Genomic DNA, 18,432 nt, shown 5'->3' on the forward strand with positions numbered 1-18,432 from the left:
TTGCGCCCGGTCGCCGTCGTCCGGGCCGGTCGACCCGAGGAGCCGCGCGGATGGGCCCGGAGATCGTCTCGATCGTCGTCCTGGTCGTGATGTTCGTGATCGCGACGACGATGCCCGTGAACCTCGGTGCGCTGGGCCTGGTCGCCGCGGCCGCGGTCGGCGTGGGGATGCTCGGGATGAGCATGGACGAGGTGATCCTCGGCGTCCCGGACGGCGACGAGATCACGGGCGGGTTTCCCGGCGACCTGTTCCTGCTGCTGGTCGGGCTGACCTACCTGTTCGCGCTCGCGACCGCGAACGGCACCGTGGACCTCCTCGTGCACTGGGCGATGCGTGCGGTCCGCGGCCGGCTGGCGCTCGCGCCGTTCGTGTTCTTCGCGATCTCCTGCGGGCTCTCCGCGGTCGGCGCGCTGTTCGCCGTGGCGATCGTGGCGCCGCTCGCGCTGCCGTTCGCCCGCCGGTACGGAGTGAACCTCCTGCTCATGGGGATGATGGTGGTGCACGGCGCGCTCGGCGGGGCGTTCTCGCCGATCACCGTCTACGGCGCCTTCGTCAACTCCACGATGGCCCGGGTCGGGCTGCCCGCGGATCCGCTGGTGCTGTTCGTGACCCCGCTGGTGGTCAACACCGTCATCGCCGTGGTGATCTTCGTTCTGCTCGGGGGACGGTCGCTGCTCGGCCGGTTGGTCGATCCCCGCACCGACGACGGGGACGCGGACGGGGACGCGGACTCCACCGGCGACGAGGCGGGGCCGGCCACCGGCCGGGAGCACGTCGAGCGCGGCATCACCCTGGCCGGGATCGGGCTGATGACCGTCGGCGCCGCGTTCGGCTGGAACGTCGGTGTCGTCGCGCTCGCCGTCGCGATCGTGCTGCGGCTGGTCGCCCCGCGCCGCCCCGACGTCGTCGGCAAGGTCTCCTGGTCCACGGTCCTGCTCATCTGTGGCGTGATCACCTACGTCGGTGTCCTCACCGCCGCCGGCACGATCGACTTCGTCTCGTCGGGCATCACGGCGATCGGGGCACCCGTGCTCGCCGCCCTTCTGCTCTGCTACCTCGGCGGGGTCCTGTCGGCGTTCGCGTCCTCGGTCGCGATCCTCGGAGTCGCGATCCCGCTCGCGGTCCCGTTCCTGCAGCAGGGCGCCGTCTCCGCGGTCGGGATGGTCGCCGCGCTCGCGGTGGCGGCGACCGTCGTCGACGTCAGCCCGTTCTCCACGAACGGAGCCCTGATCCTCGCCAACGCGCCGGCCGGAATCGACCGGGACCGCTTCTACCGGCAGATGCTGGCCTACGCCGGCGTCGTCGTGGCGGCCGGCCCGCTGCTCGCCTGGGGCCTGCTCGTCCTTCCGGCCGTGCGATGAGGCGATAGCGTCGCGACCATGAGCACCACCGACACCGCCGTCGCCGCCGGGCGCCTCGCCCGCGGGCTGGAACCGCTGCACGCCCAGATCTACTTCGCCCCGGAGGCCGAGTCCCGGTTCGCGCGAGCCGGTCTCGAGGAGGGGCACCGGATGACCTACTTCGCGCCGCGCGCCGCGCCGATGGGCGCGGTCGGCCCCTCGGTGGTCAGCGCGACGTTCTACAACTTCTCCCCGCGGCTGGTTGCGGAGTCGATCCCGCGCGCGTGGGAGCTCGCCCCACCCGCCGACCTGGTCGCGGCCCGGTTCGAGGCCGCGGACGCGTCCCTGCGCCGGTTGCTCGGTGACGACGCCGTCGGCTCGGCCGAGATGGCCGAGGCCGCCGCGCTGGCCCGCGCGGCCGCCGAGGCCGTCACCCCGGAGGGACGCCCGCTGGCGGCGGGCCACCTCGACCTCGCCTGGCCGGCCGCGCCGCACCTGGTGCTCTGGCACGCCCTGTCCATCCTGCGGGAGTACCGCGGCGACGGGCACATCGCCCTGCTGATCGAGGCCGGCCTCTCCGGGCTGGAGGCGCTGCTGACCGCGACGGGCACCGGAACCGGGTTCACGATCGCGTTCGCCCTGTCCAGCCGGGGCTGGACGGTCACCGAGTGGAACGACGGCGTCGCCCGGCTCGCCGAGCGCGGCCTGCTGCAGTACGCACCGCCGTCCGACGAGGCCGTGACGCCGGTGCTCACCGAGGCCGGGGCCGCGCTGCGCAAGCGGCTGGAGGACGACACCCACCGGCTCGGGGCGGCACCGTGGTCGGTGCTCGGGACCGAGCGCGCGTCCCGGCTCGGCGAGATCGGCGGCGCATTCGTGCGGACCGCGCTGGCGAACGGGGCGTTCCCGTCCGGGGTGTTCGCGGCCCGGCCCCGCGGCTGACGGACGCCGACCCGGGGGCCGACGGGCCCGCCCGCGGATCCGGCGGAACGTCCCCGGTGTCCGATATGGTGCGGAGCGCGCCCGGTTCCCGGGAGCCGGTGCAGCAGAACGCAGGCGACGAAAGGAGACCGGGTGGCCGAGATCAGCGGGCTCGAATGGGCCGTCATGATCGGCGTCGTGATCGCGCTGCTCGCGCTCGATCTGATCCTTGCCTGGGTGAAGCCGCACAAGGTCCACTTCGGGGAGGCGACCGCCTGGTCGGTCTTCTACGTGCTGGTCGCGGTCGCGTTCGGCGTCGTGTTCGCGATGATGCACGGCTGGGACCTCGGCACCGAGTACTTCACCGGCTACATCGTCGAGAAGAGCCTCTCGGTCGACAACCTGTTCGTCTTCGTGATCATCATGACGACGTTCGCCGTCCCCGAGGAGCACCAGCACAAGGTCCTGACGTTCGGCATCGTCCTCGCCCTGATCATGCGCGCGATCTTCATCGCGGTCGGGGCGGCGCTGCTGAACCTGTTCTCGTTCATGTTCCTGCTGTTCGGACTGCTCCTGCTCTGGACGGCGGTGCAGCTCTACCGGCACAAGGACGAGGAACCCGACGTCGAGGACAACATGGTCGTGAAGGGCGCGCGCCGGCTCTTCCCGGTCACCGAGGAGTACGACCGCGGCCGGCTGTTCACCCGGAAGGACGGCCGCCGGGTCGCGACGCCGATGTTCATCGTGCTCGTCTCGATCGGCGGCATCGACCTGCTGTTCGCGCTCGACTCGATCCCCGCCGTGTTCGGCGTGACCCAGGAGCCCTACATCGTCTTCGCGGCGAACGCGTTCGCGCTGCTCGGCCTGCGGGCGCTGTACTTCCTGGTCAAGGGCCTGCTCGACCGGCTGGTCTACCTGTCCACCGGCCTCGCGATCATCCTCGGCTTCATCGGGGTCAAGCTCGTCCTGCACTGGGCCCACGTGGACCTCTCGCCCGCGGTCCCGGAGATCCCGACCGTGCTGAGCCTGGTCGTGATCGCAGTGGTCCTGACCGTCGTCACCATCGCCAGCCTGATCAAGACCAAGGGCGATCCGTCGCTGACGGCCAAGCCGGGCTCGCTGAAGGCGCGCAAGGAGCACCCCGAGCGGGAGGCGAGCTGACCCTCAGCCCAGCCCCGGGCCCCCGAGCGGGGTCACCTCGATGTAGTCGGGCGGCGCGGCCAGCAGCTCGAGGACGTCGGCCAGCCCGGCCTCGCCGAGGTCCCGGGCCAGCGCCGCCTCGGACGACGCCGTGTCCGACCAGATCTCGGTCACCCACACCGTGTCCGGCTCGTCCGGCGCCCCGTTCACCACGTAGGCCAGGCAGCCCGGCTGGGCCGCCATCCCGTCCGCGACCCGGAGCAGGGCCTTCGCCAGCTCGGGGCCCTGCCCCTGCACCGCCACCATCCGCACGTACCGGCCGACCCGCTCGCTCGTCTCCACGGCCGCGACCGTAGACGCCCGCCCCGCGGGCCCGCGCAGCACCGTGCCCGGCCACCGATCGAGGACCGGAGCTGTCCTCGACGGGCGGCACACTGGGTGCGTGATGGAGACCTCGGCGCGGCTGCTGCGCCTGCTCGGGCTGCTGCAGGTGCCGCGTGACTGGACCGGCCGGGCGCTGGCCGAACGGCTCGACGTCGACGTCCGCACGGTCCGGCGGGACGTCGACAAGCTGCGCACCCTCGGCTACCCGGTGCACTCCACACCGGGCACGACCGGCGGCTACCGGCTGGGCGCCGGAGCGGCGCTGCCACCCCTGCTGCTCGACGACGACGAGGCCGTCGCCGTCGCGGTGGGGCTGCGGACCGCGGCCGGCGGGACCGTATCGGGGATCGAGGAGACCTCGGTCCGCGCGCTCGCGAAGCTGGAGCAGGTCCTCCCGAACCGGTTGCGCCGCCGGGTCGCCGCGCTCGGCACCGCCACCGCCACCCTCGCCGGCCGCGGCCCCACCGTCGACGCCGACGACCTCTCCGCCCTGGCCGCCGCCTGCCGGGACCACGAGCTGGTGCGGTTCGACTACGTCGCGGCCGACGGCGGTGAGAGCCGCCGGATCGCCGAACCCGAGGGCCTGGTGCACACCGGCCGCCGCTGGTACCTGGTCGCCTGGGACACCGGACGCGACGACCGCCGCACGTTCCGGGTGGACCGGATGCGCCTCAAGCTGCCCGCCGGGCCGCGGTTCACCCCGCGGGAACCCCCGGAGGGCGGCGTGGCCGCGTTCGCCCAGCGCGGGATCTCCTCGGGCGCCTACCCGTACCGGGCGCGGATCGTGTTCGACGCGCCGCCCGAGCGGATCGCCGAGCACGTGACGCCGTCGTCGGGGATCGTGACCGACCTCGGCGACGGCCGCTGCGAGCTCGTCGCCGGGGCGTGGACGCTCGAGTCACTGGCGGTGTGGATCAACTTCTTCGACGTCGACTTCCACGTCGTGGAACCGCCGGAGCTCGTCGAGCACCTGGAGGCGCTCGCGGCCCGGCTCACCCGGGCCGCGGCGCGGTCACGGGAGGTCGCCGATCCCGGGGCACCAGGGGTGGCCGGGGCGCACGGCTAACCGGCCGAGCGTGCGTCCCGCTCGCCGGGGGAACCGAACCGGGGGAGCGGCCTGCGGCACAGGAACGTCCGGGCGGGCGGCGGGTTGCGCCACTCGGTGGCGGTCTCGACGACCTCGTCGAAGTGCGCGTCGAGCAGCGCCCGCAGGTCGCGGACCCGGTTCGGCAGCGCCATCCAGGTGACGATCATGCTCATGACCCCGTCCGGCACCAGCCGGCGGGCGATCACCCCCATCACCTTGCTGCGCATGGCCTGCGGGAAGACCGCCCACGGCAGGGTGGACACGAACGCGTCCACCCGGTCGATGCCGGCGTCGTCGAGGATCCGGTCGAGGTCGGCGACGTCGCCCTCGACGACCTCCAGCCAGGGCTTGTGCCGGCGCAGGTGCGCGACCAGCTCGGAGTCGATCTCGATGGCGAGGTAGCGGGCCTGCGGCCCGAGCCGGGACCGGATCGGCTCGGCCAGCACGCCGGGCCCGGCACCGAGTTCGACGACCACGCCGTTCGTGCCGTACGGGACGACCTGGGCCAGCTGCCTGCAGAGTCGCCGTCCGGTGAGGAACGGGGTCGCCAGCTGGTCCATCTTCGAGAAGGACCGTTTGAGGAAGACGGTGTGGTCGGGACGGGACATGAGGACATCGTGGCGGGTCCGGGCGCCCCGGTCATGTCCTGGCGACCGGCATCACCCGTGCGGCACGGACCTCGGTGACCCACGCGGCGACCTGGGCGCGTGAGGAGAAGCCGAGCTTGCTGCGAATGTGATCGACGTGGACCTCCACCGTGCGGTGTGAGATCACCAGCTTCGCGGCGATCGCCTTGTTGCTCAGGCCGTCCGCGATCAGGCCGGCGATCTCGAGCTCCCGCGGGGTCAGCCCGCCCGGGGGCGTGTCGGCAGCGGGGGACACCGCGCCACCGGTGCCCTCCTCGAGGGCGAAGGCAACGGCCTGGTCGAGACGCAGGCGGGCCCCGGACCGGAACTCGGCCTCGAACGACTCCTCGCGCAGGGTGCGGCGGACCCCGTCGAGGCACCGCTCGTGGTGGCGGATCAGGTCACGGATGCCGAACAGCGGAGCACCGACGTGCCTCCAGATCTCGTCGGCGCATCCGAGCAGCCTGGCCGCCCGCCGGTGCTTGAGGTCCGCGTGCGCCGTCCAGGCGAGGGTCTCGATGCAGAAGGCGATGACCATCTGCTCGTTGAAGACCCTCGCCTGCTGGAGGGCGTCGCGCGCCGACACCGCGGCGCTCGCGCCGTCGCCGTGCTCCCATGCCACCAGTCCCATGTCCCAGAGCAGGTACGACTTCAGCCAGCGCTCCCCGTGCTCGTCGCACAGGGCCAGGGCTTCCTCGCACATCTGCGCGGACCGGCTCGCGTGGCCGAGCAGCGCGCTGACCGCGACCAGGTAGAAGGTGGCGTCGAGCACTCCCACCGGGTTGCTGCAGCGCTCGTGCCGGACGAGCCCGCTCTCGAGGCGCGACCTCGCCGTCGACAGCGAGCCCGTCGACATCGCGGCCATGCCGGAGAGCTGCGTGGCCCAGGCCAGCGCCACGCGATCGTCCAGCTCGCTGGCCTGGCGCTGGCACTCGGTGATGAGCGGTTCGGCCGCCGCGACGTCCTGCTGGATGATGCACAGGTAGGCACAGGTCCAGAGGGCCTGGTTCCGGGCGCGGCTGGGCGCCTTCTCGACGTCGAGAAGGCGCTCGAGCCAGCGTCGCCCCTCGCTCGTCAGGCCGGTGGCGAGCCACACGAACCACAGCGCCGCGGCCATCTCCAATCCCGACTCGGCGCGGCCCCGCTCGGCGAGACAGTGGTCGAGCGCGGTCCGGACGTTGCCGTGCTCCTGCCGTGCCCGCAGGAGCAGGTTTTCCTGGTCCGGCCCGAACCAGCCGGCGGCCGCCTGCACGGCCTGCTGCAGGAAGTGCCCGCGGTGCCGGTCACCCACCTCCCGCGCGAGCCCCGCCTCGCGCAGCCGGTCCCGGCCGTACTCACGGATGGTCTCGAGCATCCGGTAGCGGACGTGACCGTGCTCCTCTCCCGCGATCACGATCGACTTGTCGACCAGGGCGCTCAGCGCGTCGAGCAGTGCATGCGGATCGACCTCGTCGTCGGTGCCGACCGCCTCGGCCGCGGCGAGATCGAACCCGCCCGAGAACACCGACAGCCGGGCCCACAGCGCCCGCTCCTCGTCGGAGCACAGCTCGAAGCTCCAGTCGATGAGGGCACGCAGCGTCTGGTGCCGGGGGAGCGCCTCGGGACTGCCCCCCGTGAGCAGGCGGAAGCGGTCCTCGATCCGGTCCGCGATCTCGGCGATGGACAGCGCACGCAGCCGTACCGCGGCGAGCTCGATCGCGAGCGGGAGACCGTCCAGCTGATCGCAGACCTTGAGCACGGGCTCCGCGTCCTCCTCGGTCAACGCGAAGTCGGGCTGGACGGCCTTGGCGCGGGCGACGAAGAGGTTCACCGCCTCGTACTGGATCAGCGAGTCCACGGGCGGGACCTGCCCCGATCCGGGCCGGGACAGGGTCGGCACCTGGTAGATGTGTTCCCCCGTCAGGCCGAGCGGCTGCCGGCTGGTGGCGAGGATCCGCACCTGGGGGGCGGACCGGAGCACGACGCCGGCCAGCTCCGCGCACGCGTTGCGGAGGTGCTCGCAGTTGTCGAGCACCAGCAGCATCCGCTTGTCGGCGAGGTGGTCGGCGAGGGCGGACGCCGGTGGGCGGGCGCCCCAGTCGTGCAGGCCGAGTGTCTGCGCGACGGTCTGGGCGAGCAGGCCGTCGTCCTCGAGCGGGGCCAGTTCGACGAGCCACGCGCCCTCGGGGAAGTCGTGCCGGATCTTGCCGGCCACCTGGAGCGAGAGCCGGGTCTTGCCCGCCCCGCCGACGCCGGTGAGGGTCACCAGCCGCGCTTCGGTGAGCAACCGCGTGACGTCGGTCATCTCCCGGCGCCGGCCCACGAAGCTGGTCAGCTCGGCCGGGAGGTTGCCGGCGTCACGGGGCCGGCCGGTGGCGGTCATGGCCGATTGTAACGGTCACCACACCGGGCTCGACAAGGTAGTGATCTTGCTCGGCCGGGTTCGCCGGCGCAGCCGGGTGCCCTCGACGGCCGCCGGCGCCGACTACGTACCCGGCGATCTAGGTAGTCGCCCAGATCCGCAGCTGTGACCGTTGCCACAGACTCAGTCTCGCACAGCCCAAGGAGTTGCCCTGGAGGTAGTGGCCTATGAAGCAACGAATCGCAGTTCTCGGAGCCGGGCCCAGCGGACTCGCCCAACTGCGGGCCTTCGAGACGGCGCGGCGGCAGGGGCACGAGGTACCCGACCTGGTCTGTTACGAGAAGCAGGGCGATCTCGGCGGGCTGTGGAACTACACCTGGCGCACGGGGCTGGACGAGCACGGCGAGCCGGTGCACGGCAGCATGTACCGCTACCTGTGGTCGAACGGGCCGAAGGAGTGCCTGGAGTTCGCGGACTACTCCTTCGAGGAGCACTTCGGCCGGGCGATTCCCTCCTACCCGCCCCGCGCCGTGCTCCGTGACTACATCATGGGCCGGGTCGACAACCACGATCTGCGCCAGTACATCCGGTTCAACACCCCGGTCCGGTGGGTCTCCTACGACGAGGCCGACCAGCAGTTCACGGTGACCGCGATGGACCACAACGTCGGCCGGATGACCGAGGAGAAGTTCGACTACGTCGTGGTGGCGACCGGCCACTTCTCCACCCCGAACACCCCTTACTTCGAGGGGTTCAACACCTTCCCGGGTCGCGTCCTGCACGCGCACGAGTTCCGGGACGCCTGCGAGTTCACCGGCAAGCGGGTGCTGACGATCGGCAGCAGCTACTCGGCCGAGGACATCGGCTCCCAGTGCTACAAGTACGGGGCCGCCTCGGTCACGTTCAGCTCGCGGTCCGGGCCGATGGGCTTCGACTGGCCGGAGACGATGCACGAGGTGCCGCTGCTGCAGCGGGTGGACGGCAGGACCGCGCATTTCGCGGACGGCAGCAGCGAAGAGGTCGACGCGATCGTGCTGTGCACGGGGTACCTGCACCACTTCCCCTTCCTGCCCGACTCGCTCCGGCTCCAGACGCGCAACCGGCTGTACGCGCCGAACCTGTACAAGGGGATCTTCTTCGAGGGCAACCGCAGGATGGTGTACCTCGGCATGCAGGACCAGTACTTCACGTTCAACATGTTCGACGCGCAGGCCTGGTATGCGCGGGACGTGATCCTCGGCCGGATCACGCTTCCGGACGAGGCCGCGATGGTCGACGACCAGAAGCAGTGGCTGGTTCGCGAAGAGGCACTGGAGACGGCCACCCAGGAGATCGACTTCCAGGCCGCGTACATCCGGGACCTGCTCCGGGAGACCGACTACGAGTTCGCGGTCGAGGAGCAGGGCGAGCTCTTCAAGCAGTGGAAGAAGCACAAGTACGAAGACATCATGGGATACCGCAACAAGAGCTATCCCTCCACGATCACCGGCAACCTCGGCACTCCGCTTCCGGACCACTGGCTGAAGCTCCGTGACGACTCCCTGGAAACGTTCATGACCAGCACCCTTCCCGCCTCGGAGGCCGAGGCCGGCGGTGCCCGATAGCGCTCGGGCCGACCGTTGCGGGACGAGGTCGGCGAGGGCAGCAAGGAGTGGAGAATGCAGCACACCCCTCCGATAGAAGAATTGCGGGCCGACCATCGCAACCGCCAGGTGCGCTGGGGGTTCATCTGGGCACTCTGGTGCGCCGTGCTGTGGGGCGCCTGGTACGTGCCGGGTTACGCCGTCTACTCGGAGCCACCGTTCGTGGACCTGAGCGAGACCGACGGCGACCTGATGCTCGCCGCGACCGTGGTCGCGTTCCTGAACGCCGTCGCGGTGCTCGCGGCGATGTTCGTCTGGGTCGGCGTGCTCGGCAAGACCAAGGACTACGCCCGCACCCTCCGGCACCGGCAGGTGTCGCAGTGGTACCTGCCGGCCGGGGTCGCGGGCGGCCTCGCGATCTTCGGCACCTACGTCGCCGTCGTCTACGTCGGCGCCCAGTTCGCCGCGGTGGCGGGGCTGCTGTACCCGATCGTGGGCGCGTTCGCGGCCCGGGTCTGGTACCACGAGCGCATAACCCCGCAGGCCGCGATCGGCATCATCGTGATCGTCGCGGGCGGGGTGGTCATCTTCGCCCCCGGCCTGATCGGGGAGCTGACCGGCACCGGCACCGCGGGCTGGATCGGCTACGTCGCCGGCGCGATCACGTTCGTCGGCTGGGGTCTCGAAGGTGCCATCGCCGGGCGCGCCCTCGACGTCAGCGACCCCGATGTCGGGCTCACGCTCCGGTTCACCTACGAGGTCGGCCTGTGGCTGGTCGTCGGCGTCCCGGTCAGCACGGTGCTGGCGGGCGGCGCGTTCTGGTCCGCGCTCGGCACCGCGCTGGCCAACCCGGCGGTCTGGCTGATGCTGCTGCTGATGGGGCTGACCTTCGCGTTCTGCTACGTGTCCTGGTACAAGTCGTTCCCGCTGATCGGCGTCGGACGCGGGCAGGCCATCGCCGCGCTGTACGGCCCGCTGGCGCTGCTCTGGCTGTTCCTGTTCACCGCCGAGTGGCCGGGCACCCACTTCGTCATCGGCGCGGCGATCGCGGTCGTCGGCAGCTTCATCCTGTTCACCGAGCGGCGCGGCATCCTCGAGATCGTCCGCGCCGTCCCGGCCCGGCGGACGACGGCGGAGGTCGAGTGATGGCGGAGCTGCACATCAAGGGTTACATCCTGCAACTGATGGCACGCAACGGCGCGATGTGGGACGACGACATCGCCAGGGACGTGCTGGGGCACTACGGGCTCTCCGGTGACTACTGGTACGGGACGGTCCGGGTGACCCTCACCGACCTGTTCTCCGGCGGCCTGCTCGACGAGCTCGACACCACCGTCGATCCGGATCGGACCGGCGGCAAGCCGAAGCTGCTGTTCAAGTTCGCCGTCAACGACTTCGGCCGCGAACGCATGGCGCAGACCGGACTCCTGGAGGCGACACCATGATCGAATTCTTCGCCTGGGGCGAAGCGGGGCTGATCCTGGCGGTGATCCTGCTGATCGGCCTGCCGGCGCTCGCGCTGTACCAGGCCCGCACCTTCGTCAAGCGACTCTGACACCAACGCGCGCATCCGGGGTGCTCCCTGCCCCGGATGCGCGCCCGTGCGTGAAGGGAACGACGGCGATGACAGCCACGACGACAGCCACGACACCGCCCCCGCCGAGACTGCTGTTGCCGGGGCTGCGCCCGGTCGAACCGGGGCTGGAGACGTACTGGGTGCGTCCGGCCGGTGTGACCACGCTGCGGCTCGACGCGGGGGACGAGCTGACCGTGATCGACCGGGCGGGCAGGCAGGCCGCCGAGGTGACCGTGATCGCCGCGAGCGGTGCCGGCGGTGCCGCGCTGGGTATCACGGCGGACGCGCCGGCGACCACGGTGCAGGCGCTGGCGGGCGCGGGGCCGGGCACCGGCGGTGCTGCCGACGAGATCCTCGCCGTGCTCGCCGGGGCCGGCGTCGACCCGGCCCGGGCCCGCGCGGCGCGGCTGTTCGGCGAGTGGTCACCGGCGGGCGCGCGGGAGACGTTCACCGCGGCCGAACCCGCCGATGTGCTCGTCGCCGCGCCCGCGCACACCATGACGGTCGACGACGCCGCCGCCAACCCGCCGTCCGACCTGCTGCTGGAGCTCCGGCGGGCGAACCCGCGCCGCCGGTTCGAGCCGCGGCTGCCGGCGCCGCTGGCCGAGCCGGTCCTGGACATGCGCATCGACGCGGCGACGGCGCGCGGCTACGAGGTCAAGGCCGGGCAGTACATCCAGATCATCGACGTCGAGGGCAGGCAGTGCTCGGACTTCCTGGCGTTCGACGGGCGCCGGCTCGACGCGGGCGTGGAGCGCGGCCTCGACGCGACGACGACGCGCTACTTCATGGGCAACGCGTACCCGCAGCCCGGGTTGTTCGGCAAATTCTACGACCAGGACATGCAGCCGCTCGTGGAGGTGGTGCGCGACACCGTGGGCAGGCACGACACGTTCGGGCTGGCGTGCAACGCGAAGTACTACGAGGACCTGGGCTACCCCGGCCACGTGAACTGCACCGACAACTTCAACGCGCAGCTGGATCCCTACGGCATCGCGGCGCGCAAGGGCTGGCCCGCGCTGAACCTCTTCTACAACACCGCGTTCGACGACAACAACCTGCTGGTGTTCGACGAGCCGTGGTCCCGGCCGGGCGACTACGTGCTCCTGCAGGCGCAGACCGACCTGGTCTGCGCGTCGTCGGCGTGCCCCGACGACGTCGACCCGTCGAACGCGTGGCTGCCCACCGACATCCATGTCCGTGTCTACGACGCGAAACGGAAGTTCTCCATGGCCATCTCCCACCGCGTCACCCCGGAGTCCGAGGCCGTGCTCACCAAGGAGACCGGGTTCGGCGAGCGGACCTCGAAGCTGACCCGGCAGTTCACCGAGTACCGCGGCTACTGGCTGCCGACCAGCTTCGACGGCCACGGGCCGCAGGCGGAGTACTGGGCCTGCCGGGAGCGGGCCGCGGTGATGGACCTGTCGCCGCTGCGCAAGTTCGAGGTGCTCGGCCACGACGCCGAGGCGCTGCTGCAGGCCTGCGTGACCCGCAACATCCGCAAGCTCTCGCACGGGCAGGTCGTGTACTCGGCGATGTGCAACGAGACCGGCGGGATGATCGACGACTGCACGATCTTCCGGCTCGGCGACACCAACTTCCGGTTCGTCGGCGGCGACGAGTACGACGGCGTCTGGCTGCGCCGGCAGGCCGAGCGGCTCGGGCTGGACCAGGTGTGGGTGAAGGACTCCACCGACCAGCTGCACAACATCGCGGTGCAGGGGCCGGCCAGCCGCGACATCCTCCGCGGGATCATCTGGACCCCGCCGAACCAGCCCGCGTTCTCCGACCTGACCTGGTTCCGGTTCGCGATCGGGCGGATCGGCGACCACAACGGCATTCCGCTGATCGTGTCCCGCACCGGCTACTCCGGCGAGCTCGGCTACGAGCTCTGGGTGCACCCCACGGACGCGCCGGCGCTGTGGGACGCCGTGTGGGAGGCCGGCGCGCCGCACGGCATGCTCCCGCTCGGCCTGGACGCGCTGGACATGCTCCGGATCGAGTCCGGGCTGGTGTTCGCCGGATACGACTTCTCCGACCAGACCGACCCCTACGAGGCGGGGATCGGGTTCACCGTGCCGCTCAAGACGAAGGAGGACGACTTCGTCGGCCGCGAGGCACTGCTGGAGCGCAAGGCCCACCCGCAGCGCACGCTCGTCGGGCTGGAGCTGGCGGGCAACGAGCCCGCCGCGCACGGCGACTGCGTCCACGTGGGCCGGTCGCAGGTCGGCGTCGTCACCAGCGCCACCCGCTCGCCGATCCTGCGCACGAACATCGCGCTGTGCCGGATCGCGGTGCAGCACGCCGAGATCGGGACCGAGGTCGAGGTGGGCAAGCTCGACGGCCATTCCAAGCGCATTCCCGCCCGGGTGGTGCGGTTCCCGTTCTACGACCCGGAGAAGCTCCGCCCACGCTCGTGAGCAGTGGGGGACCTGGAAGGAGATGGTGCGCCGTCAGGGACTCGAACCCCGAACCCGCTGGTTAAGAGCCAGCTGCTCTGCCAATTGAGCTAACGGCGCAGTGGTGCCGGTGAAGCAGTACTGCCGGTATTGCGTGCGCCGTCAGGGACTCGAACCCCGAACCCGCTGGTTAAGAGCCAGCTGCTCTGCCAATTGAGCTAACGGCGCATGTGTTCTTGTGCGTTCTGTTCTTGTGCGTTCGCCCGCCCCGGGCGAGAACGACCCCGGAAAACTAGCACGATGCTTTCCGGGATCGATCGCCAGGGGTGGCGACCGGGTGAGTGACGGGACTCGAACCCGCGGCCACCTGGACCACAACCAGGTGCTCTACCAACTGAGCTACACCCACCATGCGACCTCTCCGGCCGGGGCCGGAAGCGCTCGTACAGCATAGCCCCCGGCCTCCCGGGCTCCGCGCGGGGGTCGTTCAGCCCTCCGCGGCACCCCCGGCCTGCGGCTCGGGCGGGGCCGCGACCCCGGCGACGGCGGCCGCCGCGGCCTGGGCCTGCTCGCTGCTCGGCCCGGGCGGGGCCACGAACAGCACCTTGCGGTAGTAGGCGAGCTCGCGGATCGACTCGCGGATGTCGGCGAGCGCGCGGTGGGCCAGCCCCTTCTCCGGCTTGGCGTAGAAGACCCGCGGGAACCAGCGACGGGCCAGCTCCTTCAGCGAGCTGACGTCGATCATCCGGTAGTGCAGGTAGGCGTCCAGCTCCGGCATGTCCCGGGCGATGAACGCGCGGTCGGTCGCGATCGAGTTGCCGGCCAGCGGGGCGGAGCGGGCGTCCGGGACGTGCGCGCGGATGTAGTCGAGCACCATCCGCTCGGCCTCGGGCACGGTGAGGGTCGCCCGGCGGACCTCGTCGGTCAGTCCGGAGCGCTCGTGCATGTCCCGCACGACCTCGGGCATGTGGTCGAGCTTCTCGGCGGGGCAGGCGATCACGACGTCGACACCGTCACCCAGGATGTTCAGGTCACCGTCGGTGACCAGCGCCGCGATCTCGATGAGCGCGTCCTTGCCCAGGTCGAGCCCGGTCATCTCACAGTCGATCCACACCAGCCGGTCGGTCATTCCCGCAGACTATGTGACGCCGGTGCGCCTGGCGCGCGCCTGCGGGGGCGTGCCCTACGCTGCCGCCCGTGGCCGACAACACTCCTGCCCGCACGATCGCCGAGGGGTACGCCACCGACGGCGCCGCGCTGGAACTCGGCACGGTCGTCGTGGACGGCGCCTGCGACCCGGAGGCCCGGGTCCGCATCCCGCTCGCGACGCTGAACCGGCACGGCCTGGTCGCCGGCGCCACCGGTACCGGCAAGACGAAGACGCTGCAGGCGATCGCCGGGCAGCTGTCCGACGCCGGCGTCCCGGTGCTGCTCGCCGACGTCAAGGGCGACCTGTCCGGGATGGCGCGTCCCGGTGAGCAGAGCGAGCGGGTCGACGCGCGGGCGCGCGACACCGGCGACGACTGGACCCCGACGGCGTACCCGGTGCAGTTCCTGTCGCTGGGCGACGGCGGCACCGCCGTGCCGGTCCGGGCGACGCTCACCCAGTTCGGGCCGATCCTGCTCGCCAAGGTCCTGGGGCTCAACGCCACCCAGGAGTCCACCCTGGGGCTGATCTTCCACTGGGCCGACCAGCGCGGGCTGCCGCTGCTGGACACCAAGGACCTGCGCGCGGTCATCCAGCACCTCACCTCCGACGAGGGCAAGGCCGACCTCAAGGGGATCGGCGGCGTGTCGCCGGCGACGGCCGGGGTGATCCTGCGCGCGCTGGTGAACCTGGAGGCCCAGGGCGGGGACACGTTCTTCGGGGAGCCGGAGTTCGACCCGGCCGACCTCATGCGGCAGATCGACGGTAAGGGTGTCGTCACGCTGCTGGAACTCGCCGAGCGCGCGGCGAACCCGGTGCTGTTCTCGACCTTCCTCATGTGGCTGCTCGCCGAGCTCCACGAGGAGCTCCCCGAGGCCGGTGACCTGGACCGGCCGAAGCTGGTCTTCTTCTTCGACGAGGCGCACCTGCTGTTCGCGGACGCGTCGAAGGCGTTCCTCGACCGGATCGAGCAGACCGTGAAGCTGATCCGGTCCAAGGGCGTCGGCGTGTTCTTCTGCACGCAGCTGCCGACCGACGTGCCGAACGAGGTGCTGTCCCAGCTCGGCGCGCGGGTCCAGCACGCGCTGCGGGCGTTCACCCCGGAGGACCAGAAGGCGCTGTCCCGGACGGTCAAGACGTACCCGCGCTCGGAGGTCTACGACCTCGAGTCCGCGCTGACCTCGCTGGGTACCGGCGAGGCGATCGTGACGGTGCTGTCCGAGCGGGGCGCCCCCACGCCGGTGGCCTGGACCCGGCTGCGGGCGCCGCGGTCGTTGATGGCCGCGATCGGCGACGACGCGGTCCGCGCGGAGGCGGCGGCCTCGCCGCTGCAGGCCAAGTACGGCGAGATGGTCGACCGCGACTCGGCCTACGAGCGGCTGACCGGGCGGATCGCGTCCGGTCCGGGTGGGGAGGCGACCCCGGTCGGGGCGCCGCCCGCCGCCGCGGGCACGCCGCCGGCGCAGCCCGCGCCGCCGCAGGACGGCGACGGCGGGTCGGGCTGGTTCTCCAAGGTCGGCGACTTCCTGCAGTCGCCGACCGGCCGGCAGATCACGAACACGGTGACCCGGGAGATCACCCGGAGCCTGTTCGGGACCCGCCGCAGGCGCTGACGCCGCCGACCGCCTCCGGGGTGACCTCGGCCATCAGCGCGACCGCGTCGCCCGCGGCCAGGTCGAGGATCCGCACCGCACCGGACCCGGCCGCCGTCGTCGCCTCGAGGGTGACGAGGCCGGCCCGGCGCTGGAACACGGTCTGCCGGACCCGCCAGCCGATGACGCCGTCGCGGCGCAGCGCCGCCGTGGTCCGGAGCAGGGAACCCTGACGGGCGACGAGGTACTGCGCGTCGAGCCGGTGCCCGAGCGCCCGGTAGCGGTCCAGGCCCAGCGGCACGGCGGTCAGCACGAGCAGGCCCGCGGCGGCGACCGGCCACAGCGGACCGCCCGCGGCGGCGAGCACGGCCGCCGCCGCCGGGAACACCAGGGCGGGGACCACGGCCCGGACCAGCCGGCGGGTGCGTGCGGCCGGCGGGTGCGGGGTGAGCGGCCCCGAGGTGAGGCCCTCCCCGGCCCGGGCCGCGACCGCGGCGATGTGGTGGGCGTGCGCCCGCCGGACCGGCGGGCCGAGCGCCCCGCCGTGTGCCTTCTCGCTCTCCGAGCCGGCCAGTCCGACGGTCAGCGCGCCGGCCTGGGCGCCGCGGCCGAGCGCGCGGACCAGCAGCGGCTCGCCGACCGTCACCCCGCGCAGCCGCTGCTCGGACACCGACAGCGACCGGTGGGTGAGCAGGCCGCGGCGCACCCGCAGCGTGCCGTCGGGCTCGCGGGTCAGCCGGAAGCCCCACCACCGCTCCACGAACAGCGCGATCGAGCCGGCCACCATCAGCAGGAGCAGGGCGACGCCCCCGGCCAGCACCGACGCCCAGATCGGCGCGCCGGCCAGCTCGCCGGTGACGGCGGCGGCGCCGGGGAGGGTGCGCGGGTCGACGCCCGCCTCGTGCAGCAGGTTCCACCCGGCACCGGCCACCGCACCGACCGCGGCCAGCGACCCGGCGGTCAGCGGGGCGTAGCGCAGCGAGTCCCAGTCGAGGCGGTCCAGCTCCTCGCCGGGGCCGGGATCGGCCGGTCCGGTGACGTCGTCCCACCCTGCGGTGCCGGCCGGTCCGCCGGGGGAGCCCGGTCGGTCGGGGGAGTCCGGGCCGGCGGGGGAATCCGGCACGGCCTGCGGGCTCGGGCCGGCGGGCGGGTACGGCACCGGCCGGGACGCCGGACGCGCGAGCAGCTCGCGGCGCAGGCGCTCGGCCTCGGCCGTGGTGACGGCGTCGAGGTCCAGGCCGGACTCCTTGCCGCTCTGCCCGGAGCCGACCTTGACCACGCTCAGGCCGACGAGGCGGTGCAGCAGCGGCGCGGTGAGGTCGACGGTGCGGATCCGGTCCCGCGGGACCGAGCGGCGCTGCCGCTGCAGCAGGCCGCTGTGCAGCTGCACGCGTTCGGGGGTGATCCGGTAGCGGGTGGTCCGCCAGCGGACCACGCCGGCGGCGACGGCGACCACCGCGAGCCCGGCCGCGATCCACACCTGCACGGCGTCGCCCCGGCCCGCGCCGAAGAGCAGCAGGACGATCAGGGCCGGGGCCAGCTTGAGCAGCGCGGTCGCGGGCCCGACCAGCAGCATGAGCGCCGGGAGCCGGCGCCACTCGGCCGCCCCGGCCCCGCCGCCGGGTTCCGCATCGGCGAGGTCGGGGTCGGTCCCGCCGCTGCTCACGTCGCGTCCCCGGGGTGCCGGCCGGTCGTCTCGGTGAGCCGCCGGGCCAGCTCGCGGGCCGCGCCGGCGTCCAGCCCGGCGATGCGGACCGGGCCGCGGGCCGACGCCGTCGTCACCGTGACGGTCGCCAGCCCGAGTGCCTGCTGCAGCGGGCCGTGCTCGGTGTCGACGGTCTGCACCCGCGGGATCGGTGCGATCCGCCACTCCCGCACCAGCCAGCCCGACCGGTGGTAGACGGCCTCCTCGGTGACCTCCCAGCGGTGCAGGCGGTAGCGCAGGGCCGGCACCACCAGCGTGTCGGCCAGCAGCCACAGCACGGTGAGGGTGATCGTGGCGACCAGCAGCCCGCGCCACTCCGGGAGCAACGCCCAGCTGGCACCCTGTGCGACCAGCAGCACGATCGGCACCGGCAGCGCGCGCAGCCGCCACCACCAGATCGCGCGTGGGTCCACCTGGTGCGCCGGCGGGCGCAGCGGCAGCGGCAGGGCGCTGCCCGGACCGGCAGTGCCGTCGGCCGGGTCGCCGCTCCTGAGAGGGCCGGTGGCGGTCATGTCCCCACTGTGCCGAATCGGACCCGTCCCGGGTGGGCGGCCGCGCCGCCGGTGGCCGAAAGGTGGGTGCCGTGCCCGC

General features: G+C 72.4%; 15 protein-coding genes and 3 tRNA genes. 9 read left to right on the top strand and 9 right to left on the bottom strand.

The window, feature by feature from the left end:
* Nucleotides 1-50 precede the first annotated feature (50 nt).
* The 3 genes from H7X46_RS06200 (at nt 51) to H7X46_RS06210 (ending at nt 3,422) form a co-directional block, all read left to right on the top strand.
* Nucleotides 51-1,361: an SLC13 family permease gene (locus tag H7X46_RS06200; RefSeq protein WP_186358490.1), complete on the top strand. Its 1,311-nt coding sequence runs from the start codon at nt 51-53 to the stop codon at nt 1,359-1,361.
* Between the two features lie 18 nt (nt 1,362-1,379).
* Nucleotides 1,380-2,282 (top strand): hypothetical protein, encoded by a 903-nt coding sequence (locus H7X46_RS06205; RefSeq protein ID WP_186358491.1) that lies wholly within the window; start codon nt 1,380-1,382, stop codon nt 2,280-2,282.
* A 132-nt stretch (nt 2,283-2,414) separates the two neighbouring features.
* On the top strand, nt 2,415-3,422 hold the full coding sequence (locus H7X46_RS06210) for a TerC/Alx family metal homeostasis membrane protein (protein ID WP_186358492.1): 1,008 nt from the start codon (nt 2,415-2,417) through the stop codon (nt 3,420-3,422).
* Between the two features lie 3 nt (nt 3,423-3,425).
* On the opposite strand, the gene H7X46_RS06215 is transcribed toward H7X46_RS06210, so the two are convergent.
* Entirely contained in the window at nt 3,426-3,743 is a 318-nt protein-coding gene (locus H7X46_RS06215) for an antibiotic biosynthesis monooxygenase (RefSeq protein WP_186358493.1), read from the bottom strand.
* A gap of 100 nt (nt 3,744-3,843) precedes the next feature.
* On the opposite strand from H7X46_RS06215, the gene H7X46_RS06220 reads away from it, so the two are divergent.
* Nucleotides 3,844-4,851 (top strand): WYL domain-containing protein, encoded by a 1,008-nt coding sequence (locus H7X46_RS06220; RefSeq protein ID WP_186358494.1) that lies wholly within the window; start codon nt 3,844-3,846, stop codon nt 4,849-4,851.
* Here H7X46_RS06220 and H7X46_RS06225 read toward each other — a convergent pair.
* On the bottom strand, nt 4,848-5,480 hold the full coding sequence (locus H7X46_RS06225; RefSeq protein ID WP_186358495.1) for a class I SAM-dependent methyltransferase: 633 nt from the start codon (nt 5,478-5,480) through the stop codon (nt 4,848-4,850). The two genes, H7X46_RS06220 and H7X46_RS06225, sit on opposite strands and share 4 nt — an antisense overlap.
* 31 nt (nt 5,481-5,511) lie before the next feature.
* A complete protein-coding gene (locus H7X46_RS06230) occupies nt 5,512-7,860 on the bottom strand; it encodes a LuxR C-terminal-related transcriptional regulator (protein ID WP_186358496.1) in 2,349 nt (782 codons plus the stop codon).
* 206 nt (nt 7,861-8,066) lie between these two features.
* Between H7X46_RS06230 and H7X46_RS06235 the strand changes: the two genes are divergently transcribed.
* The 4 genes from H7X46_RS06235 (at nt 8,067) to H7X46_RS06250 (ending at nt 13,418) form a co-directional block, all read left to right on the top strand.
* Nucleotides 8,067-9,443, top strand: coding sequence for an NAD(P)/FAD-dependent oxidoreductase (locus H7X46_RS06235; RefSeq protein ID WP_186358497.1), 1,377 nt, complete (start codon nt 8,067-8,069; stop codon nt 9,441-9,443).
* A gap of 54 nt (nt 9,444-9,497) precedes the next feature.
* On the top strand, nt 9,498-10,568 hold the full coding sequence (locus tag H7X46_RS06240; RefSeq protein ID WP_186358498.1) for a DMT family transporter: 1,071 nt from the start codon (nt 9,498-9,500) through the stop codon (nt 10,566-10,568).
* Nucleotides 10,568-10,867 carry a hypothetical protein gene (locus H7X46_RS06245; protein ID WP_186358499.1) on the top strand — a complete coding sequence of 100 codons (300 nt, stop codon included), beginning with the start codon at nt 10,568-10,570 and terminating at the stop codon, nt 10,865-10,867. Before H7X46_RS06240 ends, H7X46_RS06245 begins: the two co-directional genes overlap by 1 nt.
* A gap of 178 nt (nt 10,868-11,045) precedes the next feature.
* Nucleotides 11,046-13,418 carry a DUF1989 domain-containing protein gene (locus tag H7X46_RS06250; RefSeq protein WP_186358500.1) on the top strand — a complete coding sequence of 791 codons (2,373 nt, stop codon included), beginning with the start codon at nt 11,046-11,048 and terminating at the stop codon, nt 13,416-13,418.
* A gap of 23 nt (nt 13,419-13,441) precedes the next feature.
* Here H7X46_RS06250 and H7X46_RS06255 read toward each other — a convergent pair.
* From H7X46_RS06255 to orn, 4 genes are all read right to left on the bottom strand, one after another.
* Nucleotides 13,442-13,517, bottom strand: a tRNA-Lys gene (locus H7X46_RS06255).
* 35 nt (nt 13,518-13,552) lie between these two features.
* A tRNA-Lys gene (locus H7X46_RS06260) sits at nt 13,553-13,625 on the bottom strand.
* A 108-nt stretch (nt 13,626-13,733) separates the two neighbouring features.
* A tRNA-His gene (locus H7X46_RS06265) sits at nt 13,734-13,806 on the bottom strand.
* A gap of 78 nt (nt 13,807-13,884) precedes the next feature.
* Nucleotides 13,885-14,526 (bottom strand): oligoribonuclease, encoded by a 642-nt coding sequence (gene orn, locus H7X46_RS06270; protein ID WP_186358501.1) that lies wholly within the window; start codon nt 14,524-14,526, stop codon nt 13,885-13,887.
* A 68-nt stretch (nt 14,527-14,594) separates the two neighbouring features.
* On the opposite strand from orn, the gene H7X46_RS06275 reads away from it, so the two are divergent.
* Nucleotides 14,595-16,157 carry a helicase HerA-like domain-containing protein gene (locus tag H7X46_RS06275; protein WP_370588634.1) on the top strand — a complete coding sequence of 521 codons (1,563 nt, stop codon included), beginning with the start codon at nt 14,595-14,597 and terminating at the stop codon, nt 16,155-16,157.
* Here H7X46_RS06275 and H7X46_RS06280 read toward each other — a convergent pair.
* Nucleotides 16,120-17,802 carry a PH domain-containing protein gene (locus H7X46_RS06280; RefSeq protein ID WP_186358502.1) on the bottom strand — a complete coding sequence of 561 codons (1,683 nt, stop codon included), beginning with the start codon at nt 17,800-17,802 and terminating at the stop codon, nt 16,120-16,122. The two genes, H7X46_RS06275 and H7X46_RS06280, sit on opposite strands and share 38 nt — an antisense overlap.
* Nucleotides 17,799-18,353 carry a PH domain-containing protein gene (locus H7X46_RS06285; protein ID WP_186358503.1) on the bottom strand — a complete coding sequence of 185 codons (555 nt, stop codon included), beginning with the start codon at nt 18,351-18,353 and terminating at the stop codon, nt 17,799-17,801. Before H7X46_RS06285 ends, H7X46_RS06280 begins: the two co-directional genes overlap by 4 nt.
* Between the last annotated feature and the right edge of the window lie 79 nt (nt 18,354-18,432).

Source organism: Pseudonocardia sp. C8 (assembly GCF_014267175.1).
Lineage (GTDB): Bacteria > Actinomycetota > Actinomycetes > Mycobacteriales > Pseudonocardiaceae > Pseudonocardia.

Coding starts and splice junctions, on each gene's coding strand:
- H7X46_RS06200 (WP_186358490.1), top strand. CDS start 51: ATGGGCCCGGAGATCGTCTCGATCGTCGTCCTGGTCGTGATGTTCGTG.
- H7X46_RS06205 (WP_186358491.1), top strand. CDS start 1,380: ATGAGCACCACCGACACCGCCGTCGCCGCCGGGCGCCTCGCCCGCGGG.
- H7X46_RS06225 (WP_186358495.1), bottom strand. CDS start 5,480: ATGTCCCGTCCCGACCACACCGTCTTCCTCAAACGGTCCTTCTCGAAG.
- H7X46_RS06230 (WP_186358496.1), bottom strand. CDS start 7,860: ATGACCGCCACCGGCCGGCCCCGTGACGCCGGCAACCTCCCGGCCGAG.
- H7X46_RS06235 (WP_186358497.1), top strand. CDS start 8,067: ATGAAGCAACGAATCGCAGTTCTCGGAGCCGGGCCCAGCGGACTCGCC.
- H7X46_RS06240 (WP_186358498.1), top strand. CDS start 9,498: ATGCAGCACACCCCTCCGATAGAAGAATTGCGGGCCGACCATCGCAAC.
- H7X46_RS06245 (WP_186358499.1), top strand. CDS start 10,568: ATGGCGGAGCTGCACATCAAGGGTTACATCCTGCAACTGATGGCACGC.
- H7X46_RS06250 (WP_186358500.1), top strand. CDS start 11,046: ATGACAGCCACGACGACAGCCACGACACCGCCCCCGCCGAGACTGCTG.
- orn (WP_186358501.1), bottom strand. CDS start 14,526: ATGACCGACCGGCTGGTGTGGATCGACTGTGAGATGACCGGGCTCGAC.
- H7X46_RS06285 (WP_186358503.1), bottom strand. CDS start 18,353: ATGACCGCCACCGGCCCTCTCAGGAGCGGCGACCCGGCCGACGGCACT.